The sequence below is a fragment of the Anaerostipes faecis genome (assembly GCF_910574135.1).
GTDB lineage: Bacteria > Bacillota > Clostridia > Lachnospirales > Lachnospiraceae > Anaerostipes > Anaerostipes hominis.
In genome coordinates, this window is the sequence record NZ_CAJSYK010000042.1 from 1 (window position 1) to 12,318 (window position 12,318).

The 12,318-nt window shown below is 47.2% G+C and carries 13 protein-coding genes; 1 reads left to right on the top strand and 12 read right to left on the bottom strand.

The window, feature by feature from the left end:
• Window positions 1-117: 117 nt before the first annotated feature.
• From QGT46_RS16315 to QGT46_RS16370, 12 genes are read right to left on the bottom strand one after another with little or no spacing between them, the layout of a single operon-like run.
• Window positions 118-507 carry a hypothetical protein gene (locus QGT46_RS16315; protein ID WP_301591614.1) on the bottom strand — a complete coding sequence of 130 codons (390 nt, stop codon included), beginning with the start codon at window positions 505-507 and terminating at the stop codon, window positions 118-120.
• 42 nt (window positions 508-549) lie between these two features.
• Window positions 550-1,473 carry a ribonucleoside hydrolase RihC gene (rihC, locus tag QGT46_RS16320; protein WP_024727682.1) on the bottom strand — a complete coding sequence of 308 codons (924 nt, stop codon included), beginning with the start codon at window positions 1,471-1,473 and terminating at the stop codon, window positions 550-552.
• Window positions 1,474-1,491: 18 nt separating this feature from the next.
• Complete coding sequence (locus QGT46_RS16325; RefSeq protein WP_148459149.1) at window positions 1,492-2,391, bottom strand: ribokinase; 900 nt, start codon at window positions 2,389-2,391, stop codon at window positions 1,492-1,494.
• Between the two features lie 7 nt (window positions 2,392-2,398).
• Complete coding sequence (locus tag QGT46_RS16330) at window positions 2,399-3,604, bottom strand: iron-containing alcohol dehydrogenase (protein ID WP_148459150.1); 1,206 nt, start codon at window positions 3,602-3,604, stop codon at window positions 2,399-2,401.
• 2 nt (window positions 3,605-3,606) lie between these two features.
• Entirely contained in the window at window positions 3,607-4,260 is a 654-nt protein-coding gene (locus QGT46_RS16335) for an HAD family hydrolase (protein WP_301591618.1), read from the bottom strand.
• 11 nt (window positions 4,261-4,271) lie between these two features.
• The gene (locus tag QGT46_RS16340; protein WP_095142883.1) at window positions 4,272-5,243 is read right to left on the bottom strand and encodes a nucleoside hydrolase; all 972 of its coding nucleotides are present in this window, start codon (window positions 5,241-5,243) and stop codon (window positions 4,272-4,274) included.
• Window positions 5,240-6,220, bottom strand: coding sequence for a carbohydrate kinase family protein (locus QGT46_RS16345; RefSeq protein WP_148459151.1), 981 nt, complete (start codon window positions 6,218-6,220; stop codon window positions 5,240-5,242). Before QGT46_RS16345 ends, QGT46_RS16340 begins: the two co-directional genes overlap by 4 nt.
• Window positions 6,213-6,914: a phosphoribosylanthranilate isomerase gene (locus QGT46_RS16350; RefSeq protein WP_148459152.1), complete on the bottom strand. Its 702-nt coding sequence runs from the start codon at window positions 6,912-6,914 to the stop codon at window positions 6,213-6,215. The genes QGT46_RS16345 and QGT46_RS16350 overlap by 8 nt, the downstream gene beginning before the upstream one ends.
• A 4-nt stretch (window positions 6,915-6,918) precedes the next feature.
• The gene (locus QGT46_RS16355; protein ID WP_148459153.1) at window positions 6,919-7,728 is read right to left on the bottom strand and encodes an energy-coupling factor ABC transporter ATP-binding protein; all 810 of its coding nucleotides are present in this window, start codon (window positions 7,726-7,728) and stop codon (window positions 6,919-6,921) included.
• Window positions 7,713-8,579 (bottom strand): energy-coupling factor ABC transporter ATP-binding protein, encoded by an 867-nt coding sequence (locus QGT46_RS16360; RefSeq protein WP_024727690.1) that lies wholly within the window; start codon window positions 8,577-8,579, stop codon window positions 7,713-7,715. The genes QGT46_RS16355 and QGT46_RS16360 overlap by 16 nt, the downstream gene beginning before the upstream one ends.
• 15 nt (window positions 8,580-8,594) lie before the next feature.
• A complete protein-coding gene (locus QGT46_RS16365; RefSeq protein ID WP_148459154.1) occupies window positions 8,595-9,386 on the bottom strand; it encodes an energy-coupling factor transporter transmembrane component T in 792 nt (263 codons plus the stop codon).
• 34 nt (window positions 9,387-9,420) lie between these two features.
• Window positions 9,421-10,044 carry a histidine kinase gene (locus QGT46_RS16370; protein WP_024727692.1) on the bottom strand — a complete coding sequence of 208 codons (624 nt, stop codon included), beginning with the start codon at window positions 10,042-10,044 and terminating at the stop codon, window positions 9,421-9,423.
• A 262-nt stretch (window positions 10,045-10,306) separates the two neighbouring features.
• Here QGT46_RS16370 and QGT46_RS16375 point away from each other — a divergent pair, with 262 nt between their 5' ends.
• The gene (locus QGT46_RS16375; protein ID WP_024727693.1) at window positions 10,307-12,202 is read left to right on the top strand and encodes a PfkB family carbohydrate kinase; all 1,896 of its coding nucleotides are present in this window, start codon (window positions 10,307-10,309) and stop codon (window positions 12,200-12,202) included.
• The last annotated feature ends 116 nt before the right edge of the window (window positions 12,203-12,318 follow it).

Consider the following 12,318-nt stretch of genomic DNA (forward strand, 5'->3'; position numbering starts at 1 on the left):
AAGGCATAGCTTCCTCTATGTCCAACGTTTATGCCCTTTTTTGCCAAATCTCTATTCCTGCACGATATTCAGTTTTCAAATTTCAGTTAGAATCTCATTCATTGAGATTCCGAGAAGTTATTGTAGCATATGCGCGGCTACAACCGCCCAGATACTCACAGGTCCTAATAAAAATCCAATGGCAGAGCCGGCGGCAAACACAATCGTCCCTAAAAGTGTCATTTTTTTCAGAGACACAAAGTCACCCAGAGATCCATAGATTACACAGACGATACCGAGTGCGATTCCCGGAAGAGATGTAATGAGAGATGCCAGTTCCGGTGTTCCCAGCTGCTGTCCGATATTTACAAAGATCATTCCGAATGCCTGCTGTTCAAGAATGCCGAAAATAAAGATGATCAGCACCAGCGGAATCGCTCGTTTTGCCATTCGGTTCATTTTTTCAAATTCCGGGGTTCCCTCTGCCGGTACCGGAATACCTGTTGTTTTCAAATTCGTATTAGACATTTTTCATACCATACCTTTCAACTGTCTTTTTCATATTGTTTCTTAACATTTGATATTTGCAGCCCGCTCCACATAGCGTCTGCGGAAACACTCCACATCGACGTCAACGCACACAGCCGCATTTTTTGTCTCACTCAATGTACCGTCATAGTCCACGACCGTAGCGCCGATCGTAAGTGGACTGGAGATCTCTACATCAACAAACGCTTCTTTTGTCTCAAAAAGCTCCGGCTCCATGAGATACATGGCTGCGGAAGGATCGTACATCTTGACTCCCTCTTCCACATGTCCGCCGTCATAGGAACGAAACAGAGAGCTGATCATGGTTCCTGCCTCCCCGCTCTTTTCAAGCTCCTCGAGATCTTCCGCGGTCAGCCTTGCTTTTCTTCCGATATCCAGGCCTACCATTGTGATCGGAATCCCGGAGCGGAATACGATCTTTGCCGCCTCCGGATCAATGGTCACATTAAACTCTCCATAGATTCCAATGTTTCCTCTCTCGGTGGAACCTCCCATCATAATAATTTCCTCAATTTTTTCTTTCACTTCCGGAAATGTCTGAATCAGCAGCGCAATGTTTGTCAGCGGCCCAAGAGTGAGGATTGTCACCTTCTCCCCGGCTTCTTTCAGTATGCGGTATTCACTCAGAACTGCATTCTCTTCTAATAAAAGTTCTTTCTTAGGTTCAGGGAATTCAAATCCGCCCATTCCTGATTGTCCATGGGCATTCGTTGCAAAACGGTTATCCCTCAAAAGCGGAGCCGCCGCACCTTTTGCCACTGGAACATCTTTTTTAAGGAATGTAAGAAGTTTTAAAGCATTATTTGTCGTATGCTCGATGCCGACATTTCCTGATACACTGGCGATGAGTCTTACATCCACAGACGGCTCGGACAGCATGACAGCAATCGCTGCCGCATCATCAATCCCGGGATCTGTGTCAATGATTACTATTCTAGGTTTCATGGTTTCCTCCTAATATGTTTATTCTTCCGCAAACCTCTCTGCCTCATCCCTTTTTGGGATCGACGGAGCCGCACCTTTTACAGCCACTGCCATTGCAGACGCTTTTGCGGCCATATCAAGTGATTCTTTCACTGATTTCCCCTGTAATATGCAGGACATGAAATAACCCGTAAATGTATCTCCTGCCGCTGTGGTATCTACTGCCTTCACTTTATAGGCTTTCTGCACTGCCGTCCCCTCGGTTCCGGCATACACAGAGCCTTTCTCTCCCAGTGTCAGAATGATCTCCGCGTGCGGGAACTGTTTTCTCAGCCGCTTCAATAATATTTCTTTGCCGGCATCCCGTGCAGCCCGGACAAGGACCCTCGCCTCTACTTCATTCAGTATAAAACAGTCGATATGGTCCAAGTTTATCTCGAATATTTTTTCATTCATCGGAGATGGGTTCAGGACGATCTGCATTCCTCTTTCTCTCGCTTTTTCTACAATATATGGAATCTCACTGATCTCATTTTGGAGGACCAGACAGTCGCCTGCATCAAAATTTTTCAGTACCTGATCCGCCGTCTCTCTTGTCACCGCCTGATTTGCACCGCCGTACAATATGATGCAGTTATCTCCGTTTTTGTCCTTCTGAATGACCGCATTTCCTGTCCGGACATCCTCGCTTACCTTTAAATATCTGGTATCAACACCGGCGTCGCAGAGGAGTTCTCCCAAGAATTTTCCGTCCGTGCCGATCACTCCGGCATGGTAAACGTCTCCTCCGGCTCTTGAAAGAGCAATGGACTGATTCAGTCCTTTTCCTCCAGGAAAAACTTCCAGTGATTCTGAAGAAAGAGTCTCTCCCTTCTCTGCAAAATGGTTCACACTATATACATAATCAATATTCAAAGAACCAAAATTAAGTATTTTCATAATTCCCTCACTCACTCGTTGTTCTTCGGGATTTCAATGCCGTCTCATAAATTTTTCGGCAGTCATCCCGGTTCAGTCTTTTTATGCCTCCAATGCTGTCATCTTCCCCGCGGAAAGCAATCCGGTCAAGCATCTGTTCCACCCCGTCTGTCGGAACCTGAAACTCCTCAAACGACACCGGCATTCCCATTGTGCGGAAAAATTCTTCTGTTTTTAAGATTCCTTCGTATGCGGCCTCCAGCGTATTCTTCCTATTCCATTTCACACCGAATACTTCCCCGGCGTAGCGGGCAAACCGTTCCGGTGCTTCTCTATATACATATCTCATCCAGGAACCCATGATAATAGAAAGTGTGGCTCCATGGGGAGTGTCATACAGAGCACTCAGTTCATTTCCGATCTCATGGACTGCCCAATCCTGTACCCGTCCGACCCCCACCGTATCATTATGTGCGATCGTACTGATCCACATGATCTCTGCCCGGTAAGAGTAATTGTCCGGCTCCGCAAGAACCTTCGGTCCAATCTCGGCCAATGTTTTGAGAATTCCTTCTGCCATTCTGTCAATCACTCCGACCTCTCCATCCGGCGTAAAATATCTCTCGCACACGTGGGAGAACATATCCGTCACCCCGCATGCAGTCAGAAATTTCGGGAGTGAATAAGTTAGCTCCGGATTCATAAATGCAATGGCCGGACGAATGACCGGATGACTTGCCAGAAGTTTCATGCCAAGCTCCGTATTGTTGATGACACTTACTTCGCTGGATTCACTTCCCGCCGCTGGATAGGTGAGGATCACACCTGTCGGAAGAGATTTCCCGGGAACTTCGGCTCCCGTAAAAAAATCCCACACATCTGTGTCCGCCACGGCTCCAAGCCCGATTGCTTTCGCAGAATCGATGACACTGCCTCCGCCGACGGCAAGGATCATATCCACCTTCTCTTTCCTGGCGAGATGAATACCTTCTCTTACAAGAGACAGTCTGGGATTCGGCACCACACCGCCCAGTTCCAGGATTCGAATCCCGTGAAGCCGCAGCTGTTCTTTGACACTGCCGAGGAGTCCGCTGTCACTTAATCTTTTCCTGCTGCCGTAATGAATCAGGACTTTTCTGATCCCCATCTGTTTTAATTCTTTTCCTATCCGGTTATGTGCATCTTTTCCAAATACAAACCGGGTTCCAATCCCTATGCTGAAATCCTGAAGCATGGTCAAACTCCTTTCCTCAAAATGTTTAGAATCTCAGAAACATTGTGTGCACAGTGTTCTGGAGTGTATGCACAAAGTTTTTTTGTATCTCCGTCTCCATATGTGACTCCGATACAGTGAATTTTATTTTCATGTGCAGCCTTTATATCACTCCATGTATCCCCGACATAGACGTATTGACTTTTCTTCATGCCTGAACACTTCATCACATATGAAATCATCTCACTTTTAGACTTCTCCCTTCCCGGAAAGGAATCCGGGGAAATCCAGCCGTCAAACAGCTTCCCCCAGTCCTTTTTTAATAGGATCCGTTCCAATGCTTCTTTGGGTTTCATGGTAACAATATAATGTAGAATTCCTTTTTCTCTGGTCTTCTGAAGAAGTTCTCTGATACCGGGATAGAATTCTGTATGTTGATACCCATTAAACATACGGTAGTGCACCCGCACCAGGGATTCAAACTCTTCATATTTTTCGCTTTCCGGAGGGGGGACGATCTGGTCAAAAACCTCCTTCACAGATTTTCCCAGATTGCTGTCTTCACTGATGAAAGCCTCCGGCAGCTCCCCGCCGCATTTTTTAGCAGCATATTGCAGAGAATCCCACACATCTTTGCCCGTATAAGCTAAAGTGCCGTCAAAGTCCCACAAGATCATTTTGTACATCATCACTTATAATTCTTAAGCGTCTTATACAGCAGATCCATGAATCCCGGGAAATCCAGTTCCAGGGCTGCTTCCGCATTCGGCGCTTCTCCTCTGAAATCCATCTGAGGTTCTCTGCACAGATCTACAGCCGGTTCCACACCTCTTAGATGCCGGTAATCACATACAGTCATTCCTCTCGTCAGTTCGCCCTTTAGCTCGATATCAATATGCATGTCAGCCGCCTTGATAAGAGACGGATCGATCAGCCATGCCACTGCACAGGCATCGTGCATATTGGCCCCTGAAAGCGATGCGCTCTTTATTGTGGTATCAATAAAAAATTCTGTCAGATCTGCCGCAAAGTGTGCCGCCTTCGTTCCTATCTCCCGGAACTTTTTCACATGTTCGGCGGTCAGGCAGCATTGTCTGGTCAGATTGATTCCGGACATTTTCACATGCATTCCTGAGTTAAACACCCGGTATGCCGCTTCCGGATCTACATAGATGTTGAATTCTGCTGCCGGAGTCCAGTTTCCATAGGTCACAGAGCCTCCCATAATGCTCAGTTCTTTGACCCGTTCAACGATCTTTGGTTCCCGGTTGATGGCTGCCGCAATATTTGTCAGAGGACCTGTGGCAATCAGTGTCACATCATCTGTGTTCATCACTGTCTCCACAATAAAATCAACTGCATGCTTATCCTGCGCTTTTACGGACGGCTCCGGAAGCACAGGGCCGTCAAGTCCTGTCTCACCGTGAAACTGCGGCGCGGTCACCAGGGGTACGGTTGTAGGGCAGGAATGTCCCGCGAAAACAGGGATATCTGTCCTCTCCAGTACTTCCAGCACCTTCAGTGCATTTTTTGTCACGTTTTCCAAGGTGCAGTTTCCGCCGATCGTAGTGATGCCAAGCACATCTAAATTCTGCACTGCAAGCATCATGGCAAAGGCATCGTCATGTCCCGGGTCACAATCTAAAATCACTTTTTTCATATTTTTTCTCCTTTATCCTTTGATCTATACTCATCCAGAAATCGCTGCAGCTGTTCTTGATCCGGGGAAGTTCTCGCACCCTTCTTTGCTACGGCATAACCGGATACTGCATTCCCTGTGATCAGGCATTCCTTCAGGGATTTCCCCTCCAGCACCGCACTGATAAATCCGGCATTGTAGACATCACCTGCACCGACCGTATCCTCTACCTTTACCGGAAAAGCAGGCGCCGCCGTCTTTTCTTTCTCAGTAAATCCGTAGGAGCCTTCTGCGCCGTTCCTCACGATCACGGTCCGGCTCCTGTTTACAAACGACTCAGCATTGGCTCTCCAGTCCATCTCTCTGCCAAGATAGGCAAATTCATCGGTGCCGGAGCCAAGCAGATAGTCTGTATATTTAATGATCTGCCGCACTGCTTTTTCGTATTCCGGATCAAGGATGCCGTTGTCCACCCTCAGATTTAAGTCAAAAGAAGTAGGAACCCCTGCCTCATACGCTTTCTTAAAAATCCGGATTACTGTATCGCGGGCAGAGGTATCATATGCCAGCGACATTCCTGAGGAGTGGACCCAGTTCGCCTTTTGAACCTTTTCAAATGACACTTTATCCGCATCCAGCGTCTTAAATGCCTGATCCACTCTCGGCCATCCCCACAGATACCGCTCTCCGTTTTCATCGATGAACGCAAACACTCCGACCGTATTTAATTCCGGCTCAATGATCAGGCCGGAGATATCCACGCCCTCTTTTGAGAGATCATTCTTTACATACCTTCCATACTGGTCTTCCCCGACGGAACCGACAAAACCTGTTTCGACTCCAAGTCTTGCCAAAGCCACTGCCGTGTTGGCGGAAGTCCCTCCTCCCTGAATAGATGGCTCCGGGTATTCAACCAAAGTCCTCTCTTTATTGAGGAACTTAGGATAAGGTACGATAATGTCGACGGTGGCATCGCCGACCACCATCACCTCAGGCATTCTGTGCAGCCTCGATAAACGCTTTCACTTTAGCCGGATCTTTGCAGCGTTCGGTATCCGCACGCTCGTCATCATAGTTTGTCATAGTAAAGGAGTCCACTCCATATGGGTGTGTAATGTAGATGGCTTCCGCTACATTGTCTGCATCCAGACCGCCTGCGATGATACATGGTACATCCGTGCTTTCGATGATCGCTTTGTCAATCTCACGGTCGTGGGTGAGGCCTGTTGCACCGATATCTCCCGCAGACGGCGCCTTCGTGTCAATCAGGAAGAAATCTGACACCGGTTCATAGTCTCTGATATACTGCATGACTTTCTGTTCCTCAAGCGGTACTCCCGCCAGAACCGGGATCGCCTGCATGATCTTAAGGCCAGGGAATCTGTCTTTGAGTTCCTGTACCTGAGCCGGTGTGATGCCCTCAATATCTCCTGATAAGTGCATAACGTCCGGTAATGCTTCTTTAAGATCTTCTGTGATCTCATCGATATCTTCTGATACCGTCAGACCAATCCTCACCGCTTCCGGCTGCACCCCTTCAAAAATTTCTCTTGCGCGCTCACAGGAAAGCTGCCCCGGAGTCCTTTTGATCTTTCCATAGGATACTCCCAGGTGGTGTCCTCCCATTTCAACAACCATCCTTGCATCCTTCACTGTCCTGATCCCATAAATCTGAATAATCACGTCTGCCATTTCTTTATACCTTCCTTTCGTCTTCCAATGCTTCCATAAATGCTTCTGTAGTAAAAACAGTTTTTTTCAACCCTGCCCCCTGTGCCACTTTCGTGACCGGAGGAGGAGCAACAAAACTTTTCTTTAATATCTCCGTCTGGGCAAACACCTCTTCGGCCCTGCCGTCCAGTATCACCTCCCCTCCGCACATGACGATGATCCGCCTAAAACTGCTGACTACAAATTTCATATCATGAGAAATGGTAATGCATAACTTCCCTCTCTCTTTCAATGCCTTGATAATGCTGAGCAGTCTTTGATTTCCCTGCACATCCTGCCCGCAGGTAGGCTCATCGAAAATCAGCACATCCGGATCCATCATCAGCACCGCGCCTATGGTACAAAATTTTTTCTCTGACGGCGTCAGGTCAAACGGATGCATATCCAGTTTTTCCGACATTCCCACAAGCTCAGCGACCCATTCGTTTCTTCTTTTGATCTCTTTCTCTGGCATTTTGATCTGCCTGGGACCGAATTCAAATTCTTTTCTGACAGATTCCAGAAACAGCTGATCATCCGGGTTTTGAAATACATAGCCGACTTTCTTTGACCACTGTGCAGTGGACCGTGTCTCAATGTTCTCTCCATCGATCAGAACTTCCCCGGACGTGGGTCTTAAGATTCCGTTAAAATGTTTTACAGCCGTGGTCTTTCCCGCTCCGTTCTGTCCGATGATGGCTACTGGCTCCGTCCCGCCGATGACCAGATTTATCCCCTTTAATACTTCACCTCCGGACGGATAAGAATAGTGAAGATTTTTTAATTCAATTTGCATCTGTCAAGCACCTCCCTCACCATTTCGATGGCCGGCCCCTCAGCAATCTCAATGTCCCGGTCTGTATACTGTTTTTCTTTTAAGGCCCTTGTTATTTCCACATAATCCGGTATGCCGACTCCATGCTGCATGATTTCCGGATCTCCAAATATTTTTTTCGGTTCATCCAGCGCCGCGGCTCTCCCTTTTTCAAGGACGAGGATCTTGTCCGCGCACCGTGCCACTCGTTCCATATCGTGATCCGCCATGATGACAGTGACACCTTTTTTATTCAGTTCTTTCACAATATCAAAGATTTCTTCGCTCCCCGCCGGGTCAAGCTGTGTCGTACATTCGTCTAAAACGAGAATCTCCGGTTCCATGATAAAAGCAGAGCCGAACGCCACTCTCTGCACCTGTCCCCCGGATAATTCCAGAGGATTCTTGTCAAGGATATGGTCGATCCGCATGAGTTTTGACACAAACTCTACTTTTTCCATCATCATTCTTCTGGATACTCCCCGGTTTCCAAGTCCATATGCAAGTTCTTCAGCGACAGTTCCTGCAGTATAGGACAGCTGGTTAAACGGATTCTGAAATACGAACCCAATCTTTTGGGACAGCTCTGCAATGGTGCTTTCTCCCGCGGATATCCCATCCACGATCACCCGGCCCGACATTTTCCCCGTAAAATAATGAGGAATGAGTCCCGCCAGAGCGCTGCACAGGGTGGATTTCCCTGATCCGTTGGCACCGATAACACAGAAGAAATTTCCTTCTTCCACCTGAAAGCTGATGTTTTTCAGGGCCTTTTGTTTTGTCTGCCTGTATTTAAAAGAAAAATCTTTGACTTCTAATATGATTCTGCCCATTTGCACTCCTCTTTTTTATATAAAATCAAGTTTTGTCAAAACGGCGGCCGACACAGCCGCAATAAAAAATGTGGTTAAGAAAATATTCACCGCTCTGTCTGTCCGGGTTTTGCAGACTTCAACATAAGCCGTGGGCTTTACCCCTGCAATTCCAAATCCTCTTGTCTCCAGCGTCATGCCTCTTTCCTGGGCATCCGTAAGGGATGACATGATGACCGGTCCAAGCAGCGGAATATAGGCTTTTATCCGGCCTGTGATTCCCCCTCCGGTCTCCACCCCTCTGGCTTCCTGTGCTTCACGGATCACAGACATTCTTCTCTGCATCTGCGGGACAACATTTAAACTTGCCAGCACCAGATATCCTGCTTTGGGCGGCATCCCGCTTTCCGTCAGCGCAGCTACCAGTTTCCCCGGATATGTTGTTTTGTTCATAATATAGAAGGTTCCCAGAAACACCAGAAGCGTACTGATAATCTTCAGCGCATAGCGGACTCCTTCCAGTCCCACTTTTGCAAATCCAAGGTCTGCAATAAATATAACATTGCCCGGGTGATAACAGCCCTGAATAAACAGCAGCATAGCTGTGACTGGTATTCCGAATCCAAACATAATTTTTGCAAAATCCTTTAAGATCCCTGCCAGCCATGCCGCCCCAAACAGCCCTGCGATAACTGCCAGTCCGAGCCGCGGGCCGGGAGAGATCAGAGTTCCGAGTCCAAGGGAAAATATTGCGAAGATTTTGGTCATCGGGTTCAGTCGTTCTATTACCGTATTTTTCGGTATAAATGTATTTGATATCGTTGCCATCCCTGCCTCCTGTACGTAAATGTCTTCCTCTTATTTAATCGCCGTCTTCCTCATCGTCCGTATCAGCCGCATACTGGCTTAAAAATCTCTTAGGAATCTTCTGAATGATGACAAAAGCTATGAGAAATGTAATTCCCTTATCGATCAGATTTTCAATCATAGACGTGGATAATACAGAGGCCGCAATGTTTTTCGTAGCCGCAATCAATGTTGCCGTCAGCACAGAAGTTCCTGTCACACCTGCCGACCCGCCATATACAAAGATCGTGATCACCGAGGCAGAAACCGTATTGACAAACGTACACGCAAGCCATGTGAGAACCGCTCCCCAGACTTTTTTAAAAAATCCCGCTTTCACCATACATCCCGTCACAACAGCGCACATTATACTTACAATGGAATAAGGCAGATATACGGGATTCGCCGCCATAGCCAGAAATACATTTGTCAACAGCCCGCACAGCGCGGCGACCCACACGCCGGACAGACAGGCAACGACAACAGTTCCGATCATGTCCAAAAACAGCGGCAGCTTCAACGCGGAGCACAGCGTACCGCCGATCAGGTTAATGCCCACCGCGATCGGAATCAGCACCAAAGACTTGGTCGAAAATTGAGACTTGATCCTTTCTGTAAACGTGACTTTTTTCTCACTCATAATGTATCCTCCTTTTTTCATATATGGCGATGTCTGTTTCAGCTGATTTCTTTCGTCTGATGTCCTAGGAAACTATTTTCCGAAATCATTTTCTTTATTTAAAATTAACACTGCTCTCACAGTTTGTCAACATTTTTATCACTTAATGTTACTTTTTCTGTTTTTTCCGCCAGAACCCTTGTTTATTTTGCACACCCCGACATATTGACAGATATTCTTTCTTTGTCTATTATGGAATGTAGTATAATGTTGGAGGAATTTTATGAACATAAAGGAAATCGCACAGCTGGCAGGCGTCTCTGCCTCAACCGTTTCAAAAATTGTCAACCAAAAAGATGAAAGCATCAGCAGCGAAACAAGGGAACGGGTTTTAAAGATCGTTAGAGAGTATAATTACACTCCTTACGCAGCTGCCACTGCTTCCCCGGCAAAGACATGGATTTTGGGCATCCTGCTCCGGTCTTCTGTTTCTTTGGACTCCACGCTGGACGGAATCATTCAGACCGCCCAGGCAAACGGATACAGCACCCTCGTATATAACAGTTACTCCGACATGGAACAGGAACTTAAAAATATCACTTCCCTCTGCAAAAATAACGTAGACGGAATTATCTGGGAGCCCGTAGAAAAAGAAAGTCTCTCCTATTCAACTCATTTTCAGAATATGAAGATTCCACTCATGACCATCGGTCCCAACGGTGGAGATCACTCCCATATGATCCCATATGAAGAAGCCGCTTACCGGATCACCCAGGAATTGATTGATCGGAAGCACCGCAAAATTGCCTGTATCTTAAAAGAAGGCCGCCGTACATCCGCTTTCTTAAACGGGTATAAAAAGTGTCTGTTCGACAATCACATGAAAATCGACAAAGACCTGATCTTTTACGATCTGGACGAAACCCTGATTCACAAGGTGAACACCCACAGCATCAGCGGAATCATATCATCTCATTACCGGAAGGCGCTGGAATTTTACCAGCTCATGAATACATTAAGCTTCAGAGTCCCGGAAGACATTTCGCTCATATCTCTAAAGAATGATACGATGGAAAACCTGGCCTTTCCCAATATTTCCGAGATTTCTACCTACACGATGCTGAATGCTGATTTTGGATCTTACCTGTGCGGCAAACTGATCACCGAGATCGAAAAGCGCACGGATAAGCCTCAGTCCTTTGTCCAGGATTTTCATCTGGACAACCAGACCACCGTCAGTGTTCCGTTCAACCTGAATGTTCCCAAGATCACCGTTGTGGGCAGTATCAATATCGACACCTACCTGAATGTGCCGCAGCTTCCCCACAGCGGAAAAACCGTGAGCACTTCCACGTCCTTCATTTATCCGGGAGGAAAAGGCATAAACCAGTCCATCGGCGCGGCGAAGCTTGGACACCGGGTGACACTGATTGGAAATGTGGGGTCCGATATTGATTCAGCCTCTGTCTATAAAACTCTCAAAGAGTACGGCGTAGAGTCCTTCGGTGTGAAACGCTGCAACCAGGAGAAAACCGGAAAGGCATTCATTTTTGTAGAATCCAGCGGTCATTCCATGATTTCTATCCTCTCCGGTGCAAACAGCATTCTGTCTCCCGAAGATATAAAGAAGCGAAAACGTTTCTTTAAAAATACCGGATACTGCCTCATCCAGTCGGAAATCCCTCTGGACACGGTTGCCGAAGCGTGCCGCACCGCACATGAATCCGGCGCCAGGACCATCCTGAAGCCTTCCGTATGCGGAGCGATCCCTCCGGAAGTGCTTTCCATGGTAGATATCCTTGTGCCAAATGAAGAAGAACTGAACGAACTGTGTCCGGGTCCTTCCACTCTGCAGGAAAAAACCGCATCCCTGCTGGAATGCGGTATTGAGACGGTCATTGTGACACTGGGAGAAAACGGCTGCTATGTCCGGTCTGCCGGTCTGGAAAAACATTTCCCGGCTGTCCCGTTTCCTTCCGTGGACAATACCGGTGCCAGCGACGCTTTTATCAGCGCATTGGCCTCCTATCTTCTTTATGGATGTTCGATGGAGGAAGCGGTCCGGATCGCCTGCTACGCCGCAGGTTTTTGTATCTCACGGGAGGGCGTCGTTCCTTCTCTCATAGATAAACGCAGCCTTGAGACATATATTAAGCAAAAGGAAGATTCTTTGCTTTAAACAACTGAATAACTTCTCGGAATCTCAATGAATGAGATTCTAACTGAAATTTGAAAACTGAATATCGTGCAGGAATAGAGATTTGGCAAAAAAGGGCATAAACGTTGGACATAGAG

What these genes read in the sequence shown, in the direction of transcription:
- QGT46_RS16350 (WP_148459152.1), bottom strand. Translation starts at nt 6,914, where the DNA reads ATGGCAGACGTGATTATTCAGATTTATGGGATCAGGACAGTGAAGGAT.
- QGT46_RS16315 (WP_301591614.1), bottom strand. Translation starts at nt 507, where the DNA reads ATGTCTAATACGAATTTGAAAACAACAGGTATTCCGGTACCGGCAGAG.
- QGT46_RS16345 (WP_148459151.1), bottom strand. Translation starts at nt 6,220, where the DNA reads ATGCCTGAGGTGATGGTGGTCGGCGATGCCACCGTCGACATTATCGTA.
- QGT46_RS16340 (WP_095142883.1), bottom strand. Translation starts at nt 5,243, where the DNA reads ATGAAAAAAGTGATTTTAGATTGTGACCCGGGACATGACGATGCCTTT.
- QGT46_RS16365 (WP_148459154.1), bottom strand. Translation starts at nt 9,386, where the DNA reads ATGGCAACGATATCAAATACATTTATACCGAAAAATACGGTAATAGAA.
- QGT46_RS16335 (WP_301591618.1), bottom strand. Translation starts at nt 4,260, where the DNA reads ATGATCTTGTGGGACTTTGACGGCACTTTAGCTTATACGGGCAAAGAT.
- QGT46_RS16355 (WP_148459153.1), bottom strand. Translation starts at nt 7,728, where the DNA reads ATGCAAATTGAATTAAAAAATCTTCACTATTCTTATCCGTCCGGAGGT.
- QGT46_RS16375 (WP_024727693.1), top strand. Translation starts at nt 10,307, where the DNA reads ATGAACATAAAGGAAATCGCACAGCTGGCAGGCGTCTCTGCCTCAACC.
- QGT46_RS16330 (WP_148459150.1), bottom strand. Translation starts at nt 3,604, where the DNA reads ATGCTTCAGGATTTCAGCATAGGGATTGGAACCCGGTTTGTATTTGGA.
- rihC (WP_024727682.1), bottom strand. Translation starts at nt 1,473, where the DNA reads ATGAAACCTAGAATAGTAATCATTGACACAGATCCCGGGATTGATGAT.
- QGT46_RS16360 (WP_024727690.1), bottom strand. Translation starts at nt 8,579, where the DNA reads ATGGGCAGAATCATATTAGAAGTCAAAGATTTTTCTTTTAAATACAGG.
- QGT46_RS16325 (WP_148459149.1), bottom strand. Translation starts at nt 2,391, where the DNA reads ATGAAAATACTTAATTTTGGTTCTTTGAATATTGATTATGTATATAGT.
- QGT46_RS16370 (WP_024727692.1), bottom strand. Translation starts at nt 10,044, where the DNA reads ATGAGTGAGAAAAAAGTCACGTTTACAGAAAGGATCAAGTCTCAATTT.